The sequence below is a fragment of the Pseudomonas sp. RIT411 genome (assembly GCF_003057735.2).
Taxonomy (GTDB): Bacteria; Pseudomonadota; Gammaproteobacteria; order Pseudomonadales; family Pseudomonadaceae; genus Chryseomonas; species Chryseomonas oryzihabitans.
In genome coordinates this window covers 115,921-134,910 of the sequence record NZ_QBIZ02000007.1, presented here as the reverse complement: position 1 = coordinate 134,910, position 18,990 = coordinate 115,921, and the positions used below count along the sequence as shown (strand labels likewise).

Genomic DNA, 18,990 nt, shown 5'->3' with positions numbered 1-18,990 from the left:
CTCGATGCACAAGCTGCGTTGCTTCGCCCTGGCCGCCCTGGCCGCCGTAAGCTTTTCCGCCCATGCCGACCAGGCGTCGGTGGGTCGCCTGTCGCAACTGCTGGACAAGGCCCAGACCCTGACCGCGCGCTTTTCGCAACTGACCTTGGATGGCTCGGGTACCCGCCTGCAGGAAACCGCCGGCAACATGAGCCTCAAGCGTCCCGGGCTGTTCCGCTGGCATTCCGATGCCCCCCAGGAGCAGCTGCTGGTGTCCGATGGCAAGCAGGTCTGGCTGTACGACCCGGACCTGGAGCAGGTCACCATTCGCAAGCTGGACCTGCGCCTGACCCAGACGCCGGCGCTGCTCCTGTCGGGCGACATCTCCAAGATCGAAAGCAGCTTCGACGTCACCAGCAAGGACGCCGGCAACGTCGTCGACTTCGTGCTCAAGCCCAAGACCAAGGACACCCTGTTCGACAGCCTGCGGCTGTCCTTCCGCAACGGCGTGATCAACGACATGCAGTTGATCGACGGTGCCGGTCAGCGAACCAACATCCTCTTCTTCAACGTCAAGCTCAACGAGCCGGTGGCCGCGTCCCAGTTCACCTTCCAGGTGCCCAAGGGAGCCGACGTCATCCAGGAGTGATCGCACCCCATGGATCTCTTCAGCACCGCACCCGTCGGGCAGCCCTTGGCTGCCCGCATGCGTCCCGAGACCCTCGATGAATACGCGGGTCAGCAGCACCTGCTGGCGCGGGGCAAGCCCCTGCGCGAGGCGCTGGAGCAGGGTGCGCTGCATTCGATGATCTTCTGGGGGCCGCCCGGGGTGGGCAAGACCACCCTGGCGCGGCTGCTGGCGCAGGTCTCCGAGGCCCATTTCGAAACGCTGTCGGCGGTACTCTCCGGGGTCAAGGAGATCCGCCACGCGGTGGAGGTGGCCAAGCAGCAGGCCGCCCAGTATCGCCGCCGCACCATCCTCTTCGTCGACGAGGTGCATCGCTTCAACAAGTCGCAGCAGGACGCCTTTCTGCCCTATGTCGAGGATGGCACCCTGATCTTCATCGGGGCGACCACCGAGAATCCCTCCTTCGAGCTCAACAACGCGCTGCTCTCGCGAGCGCGGGTCTATGTGCTCAAGAGCCTGGACGACGAGGCTCTCGGCGGCCTGGCACGCCGCGCCCTGACCAGCGCCAAGGGCCTGGGCGAGCGCCAGCTGAGTCTGCCCGACGACGCCCTGGCGCTGCTGCTGGCCGCGGCCGATGGCGACGGTCGCCGACTGCTCAACCTGCTGGAGAACGCCGCGGACCTGGCCGAGGATGGCGGCGTCCTGGACGCCGAGCTGTTCCAGAGTCTGCTGGGCGATCAGCGCCGCCGCTTCGACAAGGGTGGCGAGGCCTTCTACGACCAGATCTCCGCGCTGCACAAATCGGTGCGCGGCTCGAATCCCGATGGTGCCCTCTACTGGTTCGCGCGGATGATCGACGGTGGCTGCGATGCGCTGTACATCGCCCGGCGAGTGGTGCGCATGGCGAGCGAAGACATCGGCAACGCCGATCCGCGCGCCCTGAGCCTGTGCCTGGACGCCTGGGACGTCCAGGAGCGCCTGGGCAGTCCGGAAGGCGAGCTGGCCATCGCCCAGGCGATCGTCTATCTGGCCTGCGCGCCCAAGAGCAACGCCGTCTACCTGGGCTACAAGGCCGCCCTGGCCGATGTGCGCCAGAACGGCTCGCGCGAGGTGCCGCTGCACCTGCGCAACGCACCGACCAAACTGATGAAGAATCTCGGCTACGGCGACGAATACCGCTATGCCCATGATGAGCCTGAGGCCTATGCCGCGGGCGAGGACTACTTTCCCGAAGAGCTCGAGCCGCGCCGTTACTATGAGCCGGTTCCCCGTGGGCTGGAGCTGAAGATCCGCGATAAACTGCAGCACCTGGCGGACCTCGACCGGTCCAGCCCGCGCCAGCGCCGGCGGCGTTCCTGACCCCCCGCCCGCGCCGTTGCCCCCATTCCTAAGCAAGAGAAACGGACATGCTTGATTCGAAACTGGTTCGCACCCAAACCGAGGAGGTGGCCGCACGTCTGGCGACCCGTGGCTACGTCCTGGACGTCAGCCTGGTGGAGTCGCTGGAAGCTCGTCGCAAGGCCGTGCAGACCCGCACCGAGACCCTGCAGGCCGAGCGCAATGCCCGCTCCAAGGGGATCGGCCAGGCCAAGGCGCGCGGTGAAGACATCGCGCCGCTGCTGGCCGAGGTCGATCGCATGGGTAGCGAACTGGAAGAAGCCAAGCGCGAGCTGGATCTGGTCCAGGGTGAGCTGGATGCCCTGCTGCTGGGCCTGCCCAACCTGCCCGATGCCTCGGTACCGGTCGGCAAGGACGAAGACGACAACGTCGAGGTCCGTCGCTGGGGCACGCCGCGTGAGTTCGACTTCGAGATCAAGGATCACGTCGCCTTGGGCGAGACCCACGGCTGGCTGGACTTCGAGACCGCTGCGCGTTTCTCCGGCGCCCGCTTCGCCGTGATGCGTGGCCCCATCGCCCGTCTGCACCGCGCCTTGGCGCAGTTCATGCTCAACCTGCACACCGGCGAGCACGGCTACGAAGAGACCTATACGCCCTACCTGGTGCAGGCCGAAACCCTGCAGGGCACCGGTCAGCTGCCCAAGTTCGAGGAAGACCTGTTCAAGATCGGCCGCGAAGGCGAGAGCGATCTCTACCTGATCCCCACCGCCGAGGTCACCCTGACCAACCTGGTCGCCGGCCAGATCCTCGACGCCAAGCGTCTGCCGCTCAAGTTCACCGCCCATACTCCCTGCTTCCGCAGCGAAGCCGGAGCCTCGGGGCGCGACACCCGCGGCATGATCCGTCAGCACCAGTTCGACAAGGTGGAGATGGTCCATATCGTCGAGCCGAGCACCTCCTTCCAGGCCCTGGAAGAGCTGACCGGCCACGCCGAGACCGTACTGCAGCGCCTGGAACTGCCCTACCGGGTGCTGTCGCTGTGCACCGGCGACATGGGCTTCGGTGCCACCAAGACCTACGACCTGGAAGTCTGGGTGCCGAGCCAGGGCAAGTATCGCGAGATCTCGTCCTGCTCCAATTGCGGTGATTTCCAGGCGCGCCGCATGCAGGCCCGCTATCGCAACGCCGAGGGCAAGCCCGAGCTGGTGCATACCCTCAACGGCTCCGGCCTGGCCGTGGGTCGTACCCTGGTCGCCGTGCTGGAGAACTATCAGCAGGCCGATGGCAGCATCCGCGTTCCCGACGTCCTCAAGCCCTACATGGGTGGCCTCGAGGTCATCGGCTGATGGACTACCTGCCGCTCTTCCACAAGCTCGACGGCCGTCCGGTACTGGTGATCGGCGGGGGCGATATCGCCCTGCGCAAGAGCGTGCTGCTGGCCGAAGCCGGCGCGCTCATCACCCTGGTGGCGCCGGAGATCGAGCCTGAGGTGCGCGCCTTCGTCGAGGCGCGGGGCGGCAGTTGCCGGGTCGAGCGCTATGCGGCGGACCATCTCGCCGGACATTGCCTGGTGATCGCGGCCACCGACGATGACGAGGTCAACGAGAGGGTGTCCCACGACGCCCAGGCCCTGGGCCTGCCGGTCAACGCGGTGGATGCGCCGAAGCTGTGCACCGTGATCTTCCCGGCCATCGTCGATCGGTCGCCCCTGGTGATCGCCATCTCCAGCGGCGGTGACGCCCCGGTGCTGGCGCGCCTGGTGCGGGCCAAGCTGGAGAGCTGGATCCCGGCGACCTACGGGCAGCTGGCGCAACTGGCCCAGCGCTTTCGCGCCCGGGTGAAGACGCGCTTCGCCGATCTCCAGGCGCGGCGGATCTTCTGGGAAGAAGTGTTCCAAGGCGAGGTCGCGGAAAAGGTCTTTTCCGGCCAGCCCCAGGCGGCCGAACAGCTGCTGGAAGCCAAGCTGACCAGCGAGACCGCCACCTTTCGCGGCGAGGTCTATCTGGTCGGCGCCGGTCCCGGCGATCCGGATCTGCTGACCTTCCGCGCCCTGCGGCTGATGCAGCAGGCCGACGTAGTGCTCTACGACCGCCTGGTGGCCCCAACCATCCTCGACATGTGCCGGCGCGATGCCGATCGCATCTATGTCGGCAAGCGTCGCGCCGAGCATGCGGTGCCGCAGGATGATCTCAATCGCCTGCTGGTCAAGCTGGCCCGGGAGGGCAAGCGGGTCCTGCGATTGAAGGGAGGCGATCCCTTCATCTTCGGTCGCGGGGGCGAGGAAATCGAGGAGCTGGCGGCCGAAGGCATTCCCTTCCAGGTGGTGCCGGGCATCACCGCGGCCAGTGGCTGTGCGGCCTATGCTGGCATTCCCCTGACCCACAGGGACCATGCCCAGTCGGTGCGCTTCGTCACCGGCCATCTCAAGGACGGCTCGGCCGATCTGCCCTGGACCGATCTCGTGGCGCCGGGGCAGACCCTGGTGTTCTACATGGGCCTGGTGGGACTGCCCACCATCTGCGAGCAACTCATCGCCCATGGCAAGGATCCGGCAACGCCGGCGGCGTTGGTGCAACAGGGCACCACGCTCAATCAGCGGGTATTTACCGGTACCCTGCAGGATCTGCCGCAGCTGGTTGCCGAGCATGAGGTCCACGCGCCGACGCTGGTGATCGTCGGCGAAGTGGTGGCACTACGCGAGAAGCTGGCCTGGTTCGAAGGCGCCCAGACGACGGTCTGACACCTAGGCCGCGCCCTGGATGCCGGCACTGCTCAGGGCCTCGCGGCCATGGGGCAGATCCAGCTCCAGGGCCGGCCCCTTGGGCACGATACCGGTCGGATTGATCTGCGCATGGCTGCCATAGTAGTGGTGCTTGATGTGCTCGAAGTCCACGGTCTCGGCGATCCCCGGCCACTGATACAGCTCCCTCAGCCAGCCCTGTAGCGCCGGATAGTCCCGGATGCGCCGCAGATTGCATTTGAAGTGGCCGTGGTAAACGGCGTCGAAGCGAATCAGGGTGGTGAACAGGCGCCAATCGGCTTCCGTAAGCCATTCGCCGGTGAGATAGCGCTGGGTCTGCAGCAGCTTTTCCAGGTCGTCGAGGGTGGCGAAGACCTCGTCGAAGGCCTCTTCGTAGGCCTCCTGGGTGGTAGCGAAGCCAGCCCGGTAGACGCCGTTGTTGACCGTCGGATAGATGCGCTCGTTGAGGGCGTCGATGCGCCCGCGCAGGGCCTCCGGGTAGAGGTCCAGGCGATTGCCGGTCAGCTCGTCGAAGGCGCCGTTGAACATGCGGATGATCTCGGCGGATTCGTTGCTGACGATGCGCTCCTCCTGGCGATCCCAGAGCACCGGCACGGTAACTCGGCCGGTGTAGTCGGCCTGGTCGCGCTGATAGAGCTGGTAGAGACGCTCGAGGTGATAGAGGTCGTCACCACTGGAGCCCTTGGCCAGGTCGAAGGTCCAGCCTTCCTCGCGCATCAGCCAGCTGACCACCGAGACGCCGATCAGGTCCCTGAGGCCCTTGAGCTGGCGATAGATCAGGGTGCGGTGGGCCCAGGGACAGGCCAGGGACACATAGAGGTGGTAGCGCCCGGCTTCCGGGGCGTAGCGCGAGGCGCCTTGCGGAATGGCTTGCTCGGGGCGGGCGATCCAGTCCCGACGCTGGGCCTCTTCCCGTTTGAAATGGCCATCCTTGCCATTGTCGTACCAGCGGTCCTGCCACTGCCCATCGACCAACAAGCCCATATCGTCATCCTCCGCTGCGTTGCGGTTAGGAACCCGGGGAGCCGCTCCGGGTTCCTGAGGCGACGTCAGAGCGTCCGGTCGCGCGCTTCCCAGCGTCGCTCGGCTTCGCGCTGGGCGCTGGCCTGGTCCTGGCCCAGGGCGCGCAGGGCCACGGCCAGGGTGGCGATGACCGCCAGGCGCCCATAGGGGTCTTCCGCTTCCCCGCGCCAGGTGGCGGCGAGCAGGGCCGGATCGAGGCGCTCCGGCTTGACCTGGCGACGCTCGGTCAGCGCCGGCCAGCTTTCGTCCCAGGCTTCGCCGCCACGGGTGCCGTAGAGGTGGGCGATGACATCGGGATTGCGCTCGACTTCACCGCCTTCGCCCTTGATGACGATGCTGTCATCACCCAGCAGACGACTGGCCTCGCGGTGCACCTCCTGGTAACCCGGATGGAAGATGCTCTGCAGGATGCAGCGCGCCTGGCTGGGGTTGAGCAGCCGGACCAGGGAGTGGATCGGCGAGCGCAGGCCGAGCTCGGCCTTGAGATCGATCATCCGCTGCAGGGCCGGCATCCAGGCGGCCAGCGGCAGGAAGGCCGGCTGACCGCGATCGAGCAGGGCGTCGACGTCCCGCCAGTCAGTGGCGGTCGGCATCCCCAGGTCGGCCAGGCACTGTTCGGTATAGAGTCGGCCCGCGGTGTGGGTACCACCGCCATGCATGACCACCCGCACGCCACTGCCGGCCAGGCATTTCACCGCCAGCAGGTACCAGGGCAGGTGACGCTTCTTGCCCGCGTAGGAGGGCCAGTCGAGGTCGACCGTGAAGCCAGGCGGCTGCAGCCGCGCCCGGACGGCGCGGGTAAAGCCGGCCAGTTCCTCGGCGCTCTCTTCCTTGTGTCTGAGCAGCATGAGAAAGGCACCGAGCTGGGCTTCGGTCACCTGGCCGTCGAGGATCAGGCCCATGGCCATTTCCGCCTCGGCCTCGGTCAGGCTGCGGGCGCCGCGCTTGCCCTTGCCCAGGGCCCGGACATAGACGGCGAAGGGGTGTTCTTCGGGCGTGGTGAGGGTCATAGGCAATTATCCGGTTTCGGCAGGCCGGCCAGTTTGGCGCCGAGCTTGGCCGGCGCGCCCTTGAACAGCAGGTTGAGCTGCAGACTGGCGCCCAATTCCGGGCCCAGCGTCTGGGCAATGTACTTGATCAGTGGCCGGTTGGCTGGTGAAAGCTGGAATTGTGCGTAGAAGTCACGCAGCGCCTGCAGCACCTGCCAGTGGCGTTCGGTCAGCTCGATGCCTTCCTTGAGTGCCAGTTGCTGGGCTACTTCGGGACTCCACTGGGAGAGGTCGCGCAGATAGCCTTCGGGGTCGAGGTCGAGAGGCATGGCTAGGTCCAGCTGATGACCTTGGCGCAGCTCACGCTCAGGTCGACGAAGGTGGGGTAGTCGATCAGGGTCACGGCCCGCTCGGGTTGCAGGCGACGCGCCTGGACGTCTTCCGCCAGGGCATAGAGGGCCGCCTCGGCCGGGAGTTGCGTCAACAACTCCGCCGCCGCGCTGCCAGAGCGCAGGGCCTCGACGGCAGCGCCGGTGAGCAGAACGGTGTCCTCGCCGCGGACCCAGCTCAGGCCGTCCAGGGCACCGGCGTCCAGTAGCGGCGAGCGGGAAAACAGGTGCAGGGTAGTCAAATGGAAATCACCTGGTCATGGTCGTGGATCAGCGCCATCAGCCCCTCGGGCTCCAGCGGAGTCACCCAGGCGGGCAACTGCTCCGGCGTGATGCCCAGGCGGTGTAGGGCGGCGGCTTCAGCGTAGATGGCCTCGACACCGAACAGCGGCAGCGCAGAGAAGTTGGCGCTCAGGTCCTTCTGCTCGATGGCTGCACTGTCGGCCGCCAGCAGCTGGGTTACGCCAGGACCCGCGAACAGCAGCGCCAGGGGCAATTCGAAGGCACCACCGGCCAGTACGATATCCAGCGCCTCGCGCGGACCGGGGCCGCTCAGGGCCGGTTGGCGGGAGATGACGAGAGTACTCCTGGCCATGCTAGTCGCCTCCAAAGCAGAGCAGGCGATCGGCGTCCTGCACCGCCTCGTGCAACTGGCCCAGGCCGGACAGCTGCCAGGGCGCCCGCACGTTCACCGCGCCCTCACGTTCGTAGCGCCGCGCTTCGTTCTCGTCCAGCAGCCCCCGCTTGAGGGCGGCGGCGATGCAGACCACGGCGTCGATCTGGTGGCGTTCGATCAGCTCGCGCCAACGGGCGGGCAGATCGGATTCGTCCTGGCCACTGACCAGGGCGTGAGACGCGTTATGGACGCCGTCGCGGTAAAGAAAGAGGCGCGACAGCTCGTGACCCCCGGCCAGCAGCGCCTCGCAGAAGCGCAGGGCCCGACGCGCCGAAGGCGCCTGGGGTGGAGAAAGGACAACGATGGCAAATTTCATGGATGTAAAAAGGCCCGCCGAAGCGGGCCTCTTGGGCTACCGCTCGTGATCAATCGTTGTTGCTGGCGAATCCGAAGATCTGCAGCAAGCTGATGAACATATTGTAGATCGAGACGTACAGGGTGATGGTAGCCATGATGTAGTTGTCTTCACCACCGTGCACGATGGCGCTGGTCTGGAACAGGATGGCCGCGGCGGCGAACAGCACGAAGCCCGCGCTGATGGCCAGTTGCAGGCCGCTGATCTGGACGAAGAAGGACAGCACCACGGCGCCCAGCAGGATCCAGAAGCCCGCCATCAGAAAGCCACTGAGGAAGCTCATGTCCTTGCGGCTGATCAGGGCGTAGGCCGACAGGCCGAAGAAGGCCAGGGCGGTCATGCCGGCAGCGGAGGCGATCACGCTGCCACCGTTGGGCAGGCCCAGGTACATGTTCAGGATCGGGCCCAGGGTGTAGCCCATGAAGCCGGTGAGGGCGAAGGTACTGACCAGACCCCAGCCGCTGTCGCGGGTCTTCACGGTCAGGAAGAACAGGCCATAGAAGCCGATCAGGACCACGAAGATGTTGGGGTAGGGCAGTCGCATCTGCTGCGAGACGTAGGCGACCAGGCCGCTGAACGCCAGAGTCATGGCCAGCAGGGCATAGGTGTTGCGCAATACACGGCTGACGTCCCGCGGTTGCGCGATAGCAGGGTTGTAGGCGTATTGACGCTCGTTCATGGTGTACTCCAAAGCTAAATTAACGGTGTGATGTACCGTACGACCCCGAAGATAGCAAATGTTGCTTAAGGATCGCTTGCGACTGTTTGACAGTGTGTTGCCATCAGGTACTATGCGCCCCTCTTACGGAAGTGTGGCCGAGTGGTTTAAGGCAGCGGTCTTGAAAACCGCCGACTCGCAAGGGTCCCAGAGTTCGAATCTCTGCGCTTCCGCCACCTGCAACACCCTGAAAGCCCCGCATGACGGGGCTTTCGCGTTTCTGGGCGCACGACTTCAGCTAGCCTTTATATGAGGCCGGTTTCCGTAACTTTAAAGTGAGTTTCCGTAACTACCGGATCAGCGGGTAGGGTCAACGACTTCGCCGACGCGCCGGTAGACGGTCTCGGTTATGCGCTTGTCGGTATGGCCGAGGAGCTTCGATGCGCGCCCCAGGTCCTCAATCTCGGACGCTGCTTTAGGTCGGATGTCCCTGAACTGGAACTGGCGAATAGCGGCGGCCAACATCTCATCGAGGCTTTCCAGCGCTGCCGCTGCAGCATCTATCCGTGCCTCGTCGAAGCGGATCCGGAGCATGCTCGAAGTCAGTCGGCGACCGTCTGGCGTGGTGACCAAGTACGGCCCGACCACTCCCCGGTCCTTCCGCTGCTCCAGCAGCTTCTTAACCAGCACGCCCAAGGCGGTCGGCACCTCGCCGGCTAGAAGCCTGATCCGCAGCTTCTTGGACGTCTTGCCTTGGGCCACCAGCAGGAACCCGTCCTGGATGTCGGCGGCACGAGCGACCAGCACGTCGCTGGGCCGCTGCGCCGTCAGGTAGGCCAGGTCCATGGCGTCACGCAGCTCGATGCAGGCGTGGGCGTAGACCGCATTCCATACCTCGTCCCGTGCATAGAAGTCCCGTGGCGTTTCCTTGTTCTTCCGCACGCCCTTGGCCGGGTTCTCCATGTTGGTGATCCCCCATTCCCTGGCGATGTTGTAGACGTGGGATAGCAGGGCGATCTCTCGATTCGCCCGAACCTTCGCTGTCCGCTTGTCCCGGTACTGGGCGATGACCTGCGGCGTCACCGCCTCGACTGGTGCATCGGAGAACGCTGCGCGCAGCTGCTTCAGCGATAGCAGGTTGTCCCTCTGTGTCCGGGCTGCCTTAGACGGGACAATCTCCCGCTCGTACCGATCAAACACATCTCCCAGGCGCTTCATGGACTTCGGCATCGTTGTCCGTTCGAGCCGTGCCCATTCCGCTTTCGCCTCGTCGAGGTCCCCGCCCAGCGGAATCTCCTTCTGTCCCCCTCCCGGCAGAGTCTGGTTGTAGTAGTAGGCAACCCAGACCCTTCCAGACTTCAGCTTCCTGGTCCGCCTGATCATCCTTGGCGGCAAATCCCTATTCCCTGGTTCCTTCGGGCGCATCTCAACTCACTCTCGATAAGTCCAGCGCCCAGGCGTCGGACGCAGCATTGGTGGCATTCGGCTTCACGCCGGCCAGCTTCAGCCGGGCATAGACGCGCCCTACAACCGGGCGGCCGGCGGCGTTGCGTTCGTAGCGCCACCCGTGCGCGTCCAGCCAGGCGCATTGGGCAGCTTTCGACTTGCGGCCGATCATGGTGGCCAGCTCCTGGCCGTCGAGGAACTCAGATACTTCGGGCATAGGGAGTCCTTCGCCGGCCGGCGGCCAGCGGTGCAAGATGATAGGAGAGGGGTGAGTCGAATAGCTGGCGCGTTCGGCTCAGGTGACGAGGCGTTTACCGGTCAGATAGGTAGGTGGTCTTGTAGTAGCTGACTACCTGGGGGCTGCAGCCCAGGGCCCTGGCGACTTCAACTCCAGCGAATTCCTGCTCCAGCAAAGCCAGCACCAGGCGCTTCGTCTGTTTGGCCTTCTGCGAAGGCTTGACCAGGTCCTCGCCGCGCTTCTTGGCTCGGTAGTACCGCTCGCGCACTGCCTCGTAGGCGATACCGTAGCGGTCGGACACCTCGCGCAGCGTGAGCCGCTCGCCGCGCACCAGGGTTTTAATGGGTTGCCGAGCCATGTCAGTGCCCTCGTGCTGGATCAGGTGGTGGGGGATTGCAGCGCAGGCACGCGCACGTGCCGACGCGCTGGCCGCTGGTGCGGCAGTAGATCGGAGAGTTCACAGCCTTTCTCGCTTAACCAAGGTTTCTTTGCTATCCATAATAGCGGTCCCGATTAAATGGAGTTTCCTGTGAAAAAATCCACTTTGAAGATTCTCAAAGAGGTTTACGATAAACAAACGCTCGGTGTGTTTGATGCGATTAAGATGGTCTCTAGAATAACTAATGATCATCGTGATTTTTACCCTCTTGCCAGTCTTATTAGTTCCGGATATTTAGGTTTTACTGGGCCTATCCCTGATAGTCCTAAGTTTGCAGACACTTATATGACGCATCTGTTACAGGCATGGGCCCAGGGCGATGGGCCTCAGATCTACAAAAGCGCCCACACTATGGGCGGTACGACGAATGACAACTCTTATTTTTATTTGGGTGGGAAGGGTCTTGAATACCTTTCTGATCGAAAGGCCGATCGGGACAGGATACTCGTCGTTGCAATAATCAGTTTATTGTCGGCACTGATTGTTGCCGTAGCGTCTGAGCCAATAAAGAGATACTTGAACGAGCCTCACGCCGTATCGTCCAAGTAGTTATTTTGCAGATTAAGCCGCGACGATACTGGGAGTGATTTCCTGGGCTACACGCCACGGATCATTGGCCCGGGCGATCGCCGCCATGTGGGGAGGGCTGACGCTGTTCCCACACATGTGCACCTGCTGGCTCTTGGTGAACGCCTTGCCGTCGGCGCCGCGGTCGATCTGGTAGTCCTCCGGGAAGCCCTGGGCGCGGTACAGCTCCCGCGGCTGCAGCATGCGCAGGCCGATGTCCACCACCACGTAGGGCGTGCCCTGGATGGTGACGGTGACCAGGGCCAGCCTGTCCTTGGTGGTGACCGTGGGCGACGGCTCGTCCGGCCGACTGGTGTTGTCGGTGCCGTAGTAGCTCATCAGGAAGGCCGCCACGCGCAGAGCGCCGGCTTCTACCTCGGGCGCCAGCTGCAGCTCGACCACCGAGGTCTTGCCGCCGCCGCCCGCGGTGACGGTGGGCGCTGGCTCGTCCACGCCCTGGCCGATGGAAGCGCCGAACTGACGGGACAGGAACGCGGTGACCGCGCCATGGTGCTGGCCCGCGGCGCTGATGGTGTGCAGCGGATCCTGCGGCGCCCGGGCATCGCAGTTGCCGCGCAGGTGGGCGAGGGTGGCCACCGCCAGACGCTGCTGGCTGCCCGAGTTGGTCACGGTGGTCATCGGCCGCTCTACGCTGTGCGCTAGCGTGGTATTGAAGCCGCCGTTCGCCTGCTCCAGGAAGGCAGTGCAGACGCCCATGGCGTGGGCCGCACCAGCCGGACGCTGGCAGTTGCCGCCGCTGGTGATCGTCGGCATCGGCTCGTCGGCAGCAGCGCCGCCAGAGTCGAAGCGGAATTTCACCAGGTGGGCAGCCGCCACCGCGTGCTTGATGCCGCCAGCCATGACCGTGCCCAGGGGCTTGTCCAAGCCGGGCACCCGAGGCTCTTGGCCGTCCCGCTCGCCGTAGCCTACCGACACCAGGGTCGTCGCTACGATAGCCCGGTGGTTCTCGGTCAGGACGCTGCCCAGCGGCGCGCCAGCATCAGCGGGCTTTCCGGCATAGGCCGGGCCGCCGAGGCCGATCAGGGTGGGGCTGGCGATCGCGAACGAGCCACCCCGCGGCCAGGCGGTGACGGTGTGTAGCGGATCGGCAGTTGAAAGCGCGGCTTCCCGCGACCAGTTGGCAATCGGCACGATGAAGGGATCCGCCGAGTCCAGCACGAACTTCCGCATGCCCTTGGCCACCCGGCGCAGCGTGGCGGCCGCCAGCGGCTTCTTCCGCTCGAAGATCGAAGGGCACGGGATCGACCAGTCGATGCACTCGCTGGCGCTGCGCCACTTCTTCTGCCCCTTGGCCGGGGCCTTGGCGTGCGTCGGCGCCGGCCAGACGATGGGCTGGCCATCGCAGCGGGCGATCATGAACAGGCGCTCGCGGCTGGTGGGCGCGCCGTAGTCGCAGGCCCGGCCGACTTGCCACTCCACCTGGTAGCCCATGCCCTGCAGCAGTTGGACGAAGCGGCGCCATGTCTGGCCCTTACGCTTCGGGTCCGGCACCAGGAACTGCTGGTGCACCGGCACGCGCTCGCCCTGGGCGGCCACAGTGCCGTCGACCTTCATCACCCGGCCGGTAGCCTTGCACCGCTTGGCGATCAGCGGGCCCCACTGCAGGATCTGCTTCACGTTCTCCAGGCTGATCACCCGGGGGCGCTTCTTGCCGGCCCACTTCAGGCCAATCCAGGACAAGTTCCGGATCTCGCGCTTCCGCGGCTGGCCGCCGGCGGCCTGGCTGTGGTGGGTGCAGTCGGGGCTCATGTGGAACCAGCCGACCGGGCGGCCCGCACACTCGGCATCTGGATCACCGTCGAAGACGTCGGTGGTGAAGTGCCGGGCGGTGGGGTGGTTGGCGGTGTGCATGCTGATCGCCGCCGCGCTGTGGTTCTTGGCAACCGCCACAGGGCGGCCCAGTCCCATCTCCAGCCCAGTACCGGCGCCGCCGCCACCGCAGAAGAAGTCCACGATGATCTCGTCGTCCTGGCTGCTGAAGCCCAGGCCGTACTGCGTTTTGAAGTCGAGCGAGGCCCGCCGCTGGAATGCGGTCATGTTAGGATTCCTTCAAATGGGTTTGGTTGAACAGAATGCTATTGCGGGTTCAATCTTATTTCTGAGGTATTTTGATTTGAATGAAAAACAAGTTCTGGGATTTAATGAATTTCTAGTTGCGTTCGAAAAAGAGTCGGCACGTGGCTGTGCAGTTCTTACTCTTTGTGTACTTGAAGATGCCTTGCGGGATCTCATGGCTCGAAGAATGCCGCTAGCTTCAGAGAGCATGCACAGAAACCTTGCACCGCCTGGGAGGCTTGATTTCTCGATTGAGAATGCCTATCTGATTGGCGTCCTGTCGAAGACAGAGATGCATGATTTCAAATACCTAGTAAAGATACGTAATCAGTTTGCGCATAATGCGATGCTTTCAATTTCCTTTGACGATGCCCGAATTGCATCTTTTGTCGGAAACTTGGAGTTTCCTAAAAAAGTAGAGCATCCATATGAGGGTGATAATAGAACCATATTCGCCCTGTCGGCCACGATGCTATATTTCGCGTTAATAAATAGGATTAATGATTTAGAGCGAATTAGTGTTGCGGAAGAGATAGTCATGCTGGCCGAGATGGTTTCGTGATACGTGTTGAGCCTGACCGATGACCGAAGTGCCTATCTGTCCTGCGTTAATAGCTTAAAGACAAGGTAGGCACTCAGCTTGTGCAGATAGGCCGCTTATGCGGCCTTATCTTCGGTCTCGGTGATCACGCCGCCCTGGATCCATACCTGCTGGATCCCCGCCGGCACCTTTGCCATTGGCTCCTTCATCGTCCCGGCCATGACTGCGCTATCGAGGTCGCCGGAGCGGGTCAGGCTGAGCAGCAGCTTCAGCGCCTGGGGGCGGGCGGTGGGCTGCAGCACGTCGAAGCGATCCAGCAGGACCAGGCGGATGCCGGACAGCCGCGCGATGGCGATAGCCAGCAAGGTGTCGGCGCGCCACTTCTCCGATTCCGAGAGCAGGCCGTAGAGACGCCCGCCGTAGGTGATCTCGATCTCGGGGGTGATGACCACCGGTTGCCAGGTGGCCACCGCGGCCTGAGCCGCCAGCAGCTCGTTGAACGGGTCCAGTGCGCCAGCCAGGATCTCGGCGGGGATGCCGGTGGGCGCCAGGGCCTCGGCGATCAGCGACCAGGCCACGACGTCGGCATGGTGCTGGGCAGCGTTGGCTATCGCCGCGTCGCGGCCGACGATGGCGCCGTGTGCATCCAGCAGAGCCTGGTGCTTGGCCCGAGCCTTGTCGCGCTCCTGGCGGATCTCGGTGATGGCCTGCTCGGCGTTCTGCATGGCCTTGGCATCCGGTACCGCGGCGGCCTCCTGTTCCAGGTCCGCCAGCTGCTCAGCAGCGGCCCGGGACTGGTCGACATCGCGCTGGCTGGCGGTCACGGCGCGCTGGGCGCTCTGCAGATAGCCCTGGTACTCGACCAGGCGGCGGGCGGCCTCCGGCTCGGCGACCTGCTCTGGCGCCACGTACGCCACCAACTGGCCGCGTTCCACCAGCACCTGGCCCTGGCAGTGCGGGCAGGCCAGCGGATCGTGCGCGGGCTCGCCGGCTGCGGCGCGCTGGGCCTCGGCCACCTTCGGCTCCCATTCGGTCACTCGGGCCTGGTCGGCGCCGAGTTTGTCCTGGCGCCGTTGCAGCAGGTCAGCCGTCTCGCGCAGTGCCGCGACCTTGGCCTGGCGCTGGGAGGCGGCCTGGGCGTTGGCCTTGTGGCCACCCAGGGTCTGCTGCGCTTCGGCCAGGTCGCTGTCGAGATCGGACAAGGCCTTGGCGGCGTCAGCAATCTGCTCCTGGGTGACGGTGGTGGGTGGCAGCTCCGGCTTCCAGGCCTCTGCCTTCTGGCTGCCGTAGTTCTCGCCGGTGATGGCCTTCCAGGCGCCGCGCGACTCGGCGGCGTATTCCTTGGCTTGGGCCTCGGCGGCGGGGAAGCCACCGCGCAGCAGCGGCTTCACCTTCTCGAACTTCGCCAGGTCGGCGCCCTGGGCCTCGAGGCGGCGGGCCACCTCGGCAGCGCCGGCGCCGGCACCGGTCAGCTCGAAAAGCATTTTCCGGCGCTCCTTACCATCCAGGGCCGCGAACTTCGCAGCTTCCAGGACGAAGGGCAGGAACGGCGCATCGGGAATTACCACCGATTTACCACCCGGCAGCATCATCCATGCGGTTTGGCTTTCGCCGGCGGCGTCGACGTAGGCGACGTGGGCCTCGCCTTTCTTGGCATCGTCATTGACCAGCTGGCCCAGGTCCTTCTTCAGGGACACCCGGCGCGGCTGGCCGGTGAACGCCATGCTGATCGCATCTAGCAGGCTGGACTTCCCGGCGCCGTTGTCACCCGACACCAGCAGCAGGGGCTCAGATACGGCAAGGGCTGCATTTCGCAGCCCCTGGACGTTGGTAACGGTGATATTCGTGACGCGCATGCTGGTTACTCCATCGAGACGACTTCGTCGAGGTCCTTGGTGACGCGGTAGGTGTTGTGCAGCGGGTTCTCCGCTTCGCTGTCCACGGCGATGACCTTGTCATCGAGCAGGCGGACCACCAGGGCGCGGGCGGCATCGCTACCGATGGCGAACCGGCTCTGCAGGTAGTCGATGGTGACCACCGGGGTGGCGCGGGCCAGGACGGTGCAGATGTCGGAATAGGGGGCCACGCCGTAGACCGTTGGCGGGACGCCGGTCGCCGCATCCTCCTGCTCTTCATCCTGCTGATCGGGAGCTTCGCCCCCGGCTGCGACGACATCCTCGGCACTGCCGCCCAGGCGCTCGGCCAGCTCTTCCGGGCTGCCCAAGAGGTCTGCGACCTGCATCGGCATCTCGTGCTGGTCGCGCTCGGGCTGGATGGCGTCCAAGCCTTCGCGGTAATCGTCCGGCGCTAACACTAGCAGGCAGAGCTTGCCGGCTGAGTCGGTCAGCTCGTGCTTGTCTGGAGCAGAGGCATCGACCTTGGCCGTGACGGTCAGGGCCTTGGCTTCTACCTTGATGGCGCGCACCTCGATCGGCACCGATGCGACACCCCGGGCGCTGATGATGCTGATGGCGCGGGTGACCGCTTCCTCGGTCTTCTTGGTGAGGCGGTCAATCACTTCCTGCTGCGCTTCCTCGTTCAGCTTGTGATAGGGCGCCTTGAGGTTGTGCAGCTCGAAGCGGTTCATTTCCACCAGGTCGTGGACCAGCAACTCGTGGGCGAGCTCCGAGGGCATGCAGCCGTGGCGTTTGGCGCTGTCGATGATGGCGCGGTGTTCCGGTTTCATAGGGCGGTTCCTACTGGTGGGCGATCTTGTTGAGCGACTGCAGCTGGGCGTCGCTGAGGTAGGTATGGGCGCCGTAGCGCTCGAACTGGTCGCGGATATCAGTGGTGAACTGGATCTCCCAGTCGGTATCCGCGCCGTCCTCAGCGGCGGCCAGCAGGGCGGTGAACTGCTCGACGCGGTCAAACAGCTCCTCTACGGTCCGGCTGGCCATGTGCATCACCCCATGTCGAGTTCTTCGTCCTCAGCCTGCTGCTGCTGGGCGGAGACGGTATCGGTGGCTGGCTGATCGTCCTGCTGCTCGGCCTGGGCGCTGGCGCCGTCCGGCTCCTGGGGCTCGGGGTCGCTCGGAGTGAGCACGGTGTAGTCACCCTGCAGCGCGGTATCCAGCGCCTGGCTGGCACCAGTGTCGGCCCGCTCGTCCAGGCTGGCGGCTTTGGCCATTTCGATGCTCATCGGCAGCCACTTGAAGAGCCGCCGGGTGGCCGTCTTGCGGCCCATCTCGACGTAGTGGTCTGCCCAGGGGCCGGTGATGATCAGATTGCCGCGGTTGTCGCGCTTCGCCCTGTTCTTCTCCGCCGACTTGTCGCGGATCTGGTCGACCTGCTCGCGGCTCATGACCTCGAAGGCATGGCCACCGCCGACCAGCTTCGCCACCGCGTAGAAGGCGATGACCTCGCCACGGTCGCCCAGGGCCGGTTTGTGGTGCAGGCGTTCGTCCAGGCCGTAGGCATAGTCGAACTCGTCGTTCTCGCAGACCTCGTGGGCGCCGATGCTGATGATCTGGCCGGAGCGGCGCGCCAGGTCCAGCATCCCCTTGTAGCCCATGATGATCTGGACTTCGGTCTTCGTGGTGCGCCACTCGTTGCCGACCTTCTCGCGCTTGTCGAAGGGGATCAGGTAGATGTGGCCCATCGGGGTGTTCGGCTCCAGGCCGAGCATCGAGCACTGGACCGCGGCGCCCAGCAGGGACTCGACGGTGCAGTTCATGAGCTTAGGCGTGGTACGCATGGCGCCCAAGGCGATCCGGAGCATCCGGTCCGGGTCCAGGTGCTTCGGCAGCACCTGCTTGAGCATGCCTTTCTGGCTCTCGAAGAATTTCTTCACGTTGCCAGCGCCAGCATCTGTGGCGGTCTGGGCCAGGATCTGGCGGGAATTGCCGGCGCCGCCTTGGGCGGCCGCCTTGAGCTGAGCTTGGGACATGGTCGGTTTCCTTACTTGAGGCGGAAGACGCGGGACTTGGTGGTCCGCTTGAACTGTTCGAGCAGGGCGGGATGCGCCTCGCCGAATGCTGTTTGGTCGAAGCGTCGGGTCTCCTGGGTCTTCCAGGTGGCCACCGGCCGGCCCTGCACCGTCAGGGAGGTGCAATCGAGCATGAAGACCTTGATGTGCTCTTCCAGGCGGTCCCGCTCGTTCTCCAGCCGCTTGAGCTGGGCCTTGATGCCGGACAGCTCCGCTGCCATGGCCGCCGTGGTGGGATCGGCCTCGATGCTGGCGCCGGAGTCCTTGTCGAACAGCCTCAGGATGTCGGTCACCGCGGAGGGTGGCGGTGGGTCGCGTCGCTGGATCCGGTCCCAGAACTCGATCTCGGCAGTGCGGATCGCCTCGATGGTCTCGGCGTCGCGCTCAACTCGGTAGATCCGGAAGTCATCGCCGCCGATCAGCACGCCGAAGACGCAGACCTGGCGCCCGGTGACCATGAGCCCGTGCATGGCCTGGGCGGTGTAGTGCACCGGGATCGCGTCAGTCTGTTCCTCGCCCCAGGCCTGGGCCTTGAAGGGAGAGACCGTCTTGATCTCGATGTTCTCGCCGCTCTCGGCCTCGGCATCGATCTCCGCGGCCATGAAGTCATGCACCGGGTCTCGATAGCGCTCGCCGCGGCGGACGATCACCATCCCGGTCTCCTCGGCCAGCAGGTCGATTACATAGGGCTCCATCCGCTGACCCCGGGAGAAGATTTTCGCCTTGGACGGATCGTCCGGGCGCCGCGGCTGGATCTTGTCCAGGTAGATGTCCAGCGGCGTGCGCCAGGGGCTGATGCCGAGGATGCCGGCGACATCGCTGCCGCCCAGGTACTTCTGGCGGTCGAGCTGGCCGACCGAAACGAGTGCGTTCATGGGTGCTCCAGGCTCAGTGCGTGGCGAGCCAAAGGGTCATCAGGAGGGCGTAGAGGACAACAGCAGCGAGGCCGCCGCCGAGCAGGG

22 protein-coding genes and 1 tRNA gene are annotated in these 18,990 nt (G+C 64.9%); 7 read left to right on the top strand and 16 right to left on the bottom strand.

Going from position 1 to position 18,990, the window contains the following annotated elements:
- Nucleotides 1-4: 4 nt before the first annotated feature.
- The 4 genes from lolA to cysG are packed head-to-tail and all read left to right on the top strand — an operon-like array spanning nt 5 to nt 4,685.
- Complete coding sequence (gene lolA / locus DBY63_RS12605) at nt 5-628, top strand: outer membrane lipoprotein chaperone LolA (RefSeq protein ID WP_007162303.1); 624 nt, start codon at nt 5-7, stop codon at nt 626-628.
- 9 nt (nt 629-637) lie between these two features.
- The gene (locus DBY63_RS12600) at nt 638-1,966 is read left to right on the top strand and encodes a replication-associated recombination protein A (RefSeq protein ID WP_108582043.1); all 1,329 of its coding nucleotides are present in this window, start codon (nt 638-640) and stop codon (nt 1,964-1,966) included.
- A gap of 47 nt (nt 1,967-2,013) precedes the next feature.
- Nucleotides 2,014-3,291, top strand: a complete 1,278-nt coding sequence (gene serS, locus DBY63_RS12595; RefSeq protein ID WP_027597797.1) for a serine--tRNA ligase — start codon at nt 2,014-2,016, stop codon at nt 3,289-3,291.
- A complete protein-coding gene (gene cysG / locus DBY63_RS12590) occupies nt 3,291-4,685 on the top strand; it encodes a siroheme synthase CysG (protein WP_007162306.1) in 1,395 nt (464 codons plus the stop codon). The genes serS and cysG overlap by 1 nt, the downstream gene beginning before the upstream one ends.
- 3 nt (nt 4,686-4,688) lie before the next feature.
- Here cysG and DBY63_RS12585 read toward each other — a convergent pair whose 3' ends face one another.
- The 7 genes from DBY63_RS12585 to DBY63_RS12555 form a co-directional block, all read right to left on the bottom strand.
- Nucleotides 4,689-5,690, bottom strand: coding sequence for a glutathione S-transferase family protein (locus DBY63_RS12585; RefSeq protein WP_108582044.1), 1,002 nt, complete (start codon nt 5,688-5,690; stop codon nt 4,689-4,691).
- A gap of 65 nt (nt 5,691-5,755) precedes the next feature.
- Complete coding sequence (locus DBY63_RS12580) at nt 5,756-6,739, bottom strand: glycosyl transferase family protein (RefSeq protein ID WP_108582045.1); 984 nt, start codon at nt 6,737-6,739, stop codon at nt 5,756-5,758.
- A complete protein-coding gene (locus DBY63_RS12575; protein ID WP_108582046.1) occupies nt 6,736-7,047 on the bottom strand; it encodes a TusE/DsrC/DsvC family sulfur relay protein in 312 nt (103 codons plus the stop codon). The genes DBY63_RS12580 and DBY63_RS12575 overlap by 4 nt, the downstream gene beginning before the upstream one ends.
- 2 nt (nt 7,048-7,049) lie before the next feature.
- Entirely contained in the window at nt 7,050-7,349 is a 300-nt protein-coding gene (gene tusB / locus DBY63_RS12570; RefSeq protein ID WP_108582047.1) for a sulfurtransferase complex subunit TusB, read from the bottom strand.
- Entirely contained in the window at nt 7,346-7,702 is a 357-nt protein-coding gene (gene tusC, locus DBY63_RS12565) for a sulfurtransferase complex subunit TusC (protein WP_108582048.1), read from the bottom strand. The genes tusB and tusC overlap by 4 nt, the downstream gene beginning before the upstream one ends.
- A gap of 1 nt (nt 7,703) precedes the next feature.
- Complete coding sequence (gene tusD, locus DBY63_RS12560) at nt 7,704-8,099, bottom strand: sulfurtransferase complex subunit TusD (RefSeq protein ID WP_007162312.1); 396 nt, start codon at nt 8,097-8,099, stop codon at nt 7,704-7,706.
- A 49-nt stretch (nt 8,100-8,148) separates the two neighbouring features.
- Nucleotides 8,149-8,817 carry a Bax inhibitor-1/YccA family protein gene (locus DBY63_RS12555; RefSeq protein WP_108582049.1) on the bottom strand — a complete coding sequence of 223 codons (669 nt, stop codon included), beginning with the start codon at nt 8,815-8,817 and terminating at the stop codon, nt 8,149-8,151.
- 127 nt (nt 8,818-8,944) lie between these two features.
- Between DBY63_RS12555 and DBY63_RS12550 the strand changes: the two genes are divergently transcribed.
- Nucleotides 8,945-9,032: transfer RNA gene (locus DBY63_RS12550), tRNA-Ser, on the top strand.
- Between the two features lie 121 nt (nt 9,033-9,153).
- On the opposite strand, the gene DBY63_RS12545 is transcribed toward DBY63_RS12550, so the two are convergent.
- From DBY63_RS12545 to DBY63_RS12535, 3 genes are all read right to left on the bottom strand, one after another.
- A complete protein-coding gene (locus DBY63_RS12545; RefSeq protein ID WP_108582050.1) occupies nt 9,154-10,221 on the bottom strand; it encodes a tyrosine-type recombinase/integrase in 1,068 nt (355 codons plus the stop codon).
- Nucleotide 10,222: 1 nt separating this feature from the next.
- Nucleotides 10,223-10,459 carry a DUF4224 domain-containing protein gene (locus DBY63_RS12540; protein ID WP_108582051.1) on the bottom strand — a complete coding sequence of 79 codons (237 nt, stop codon included), beginning with the start codon at nt 10,457-10,459 and terminating at the stop codon, nt 10,223-10,225.
- Nucleotides 10,460-10,553: 94 nt separating this feature from the next.
- Nucleotides 10,554-10,838, bottom strand: coding sequence for a hypothetical protein (locus tag DBY63_RS12535; protein WP_108582052.1), 285 nt, complete (start codon nt 10,836-10,838; stop codon nt 10,554-10,556).
- A 171-nt stretch (nt 10,839-11,009) separates the two neighbouring features.
- Here DBY63_RS12535 and DBY63_RS24760 point away from each other — a divergent pair, with 171 nt between their 5' ends.
- Nucleotides 11,010-11,468 carry a hypothetical protein gene (locus tag DBY63_RS24760; protein ID WP_146750254.1) on the top strand — a complete coding sequence of 153 codons (459 nt, stop codon included), beginning with the start codon at nt 11,010-11,012 and terminating at the stop codon, nt 11,466-11,468.
- A gap of 12 nt (nt 11,469-11,480) precedes the next feature.
- Here DBY63_RS24760 and DBY63_RS12530 read toward each other — a convergent pair whose 3' ends face one another.
- Nucleotides 11,481-13,544 carry a DNA cytosine methyltransferase gene (locus DBY63_RS12530; protein WP_108582053.1) on the bottom strand — a complete coding sequence of 688 codons (2,064 nt, stop codon included), beginning with the start codon at nt 13,542-13,544 and terminating at the stop codon, nt 11,481-11,483.
- Between DBY63_RS12530 and DBY63_RS24755 the strand changes: the two genes are divergently transcribed.
- The gene (locus DBY63_RS24755) at nt 13,543-14,124 is read left to right on the top strand and encodes a hypothetical protein (protein WP_146750253.1); all 582 of its coding nucleotides are present in this window, start codon (nt 13,543-13,545) and stop codon (nt 14,122-14,124) included. The genes DBY63_RS12530 and DBY63_RS24755 overlap by 2 nt on opposite strands.
- Nucleotides 14,125-14,219: 95 nt before the next feature.
- Here DBY63_RS24755 and DBY63_RS12520 read toward each other — a convergent pair whose 3' ends face one another.
- Genes DBY63_RS12520 through DBY63_RS12500 form a run of 5 tightly spaced genes read right to left on the bottom strand, consistent with a single transcriptional unit; the run spans nt 14,220 to nt 18,903 of the window.
- A complete protein-coding gene (locus tag DBY63_RS12520) occupies nt 14,220-15,959 on the bottom strand; it encodes an AAA family ATPase (protein WP_108582055.1) in 1,740 nt (579 codons plus the stop codon).
- 5 nt (nt 15,960-15,964) lie between these two features.
- On the bottom strand, nt 15,965-16,789 hold the full coding sequence (locus DBY63_RS12515; RefSeq protein WP_108582056.1) for a cell division protein FtsK: 825 nt from the start codon (nt 16,787-16,789) through the stop codon (nt 15,965-15,967).
- A gap of 10 nt (nt 16,790-16,799) precedes the next feature.
- Nucleotides 16,800-17,000: a hypothetical protein gene (locus DBY63_RS12510; RefSeq protein WP_108582189.1), complete on the bottom strand. Its 201-nt coding sequence runs from the start codon at nt 16,998-17,000 to the stop codon at nt 16,800-16,802.
- A gap of 5 nt (nt 17,001-17,005) precedes the next feature.
- Entirely contained in the window at nt 17,006-17,989 is a 984-nt protein-coding gene (locus DBY63_RS12505; protein WP_108582057.1) for a recombinase RecT, read from the bottom strand.
- A gap of 11 nt (nt 17,990-18,000) precedes the next feature.
- Nucleotides 18,001-18,903, bottom strand: coding sequence for a lambda-exonuclease family protein (locus DBY63_RS12500; RefSeq protein WP_108582058.1), 903 nt, complete (start codon nt 18,901-18,903; stop codon nt 18,001-18,003).
- Nucleotides 18,904-18,990: the final 87 nt, after the last annotated feature.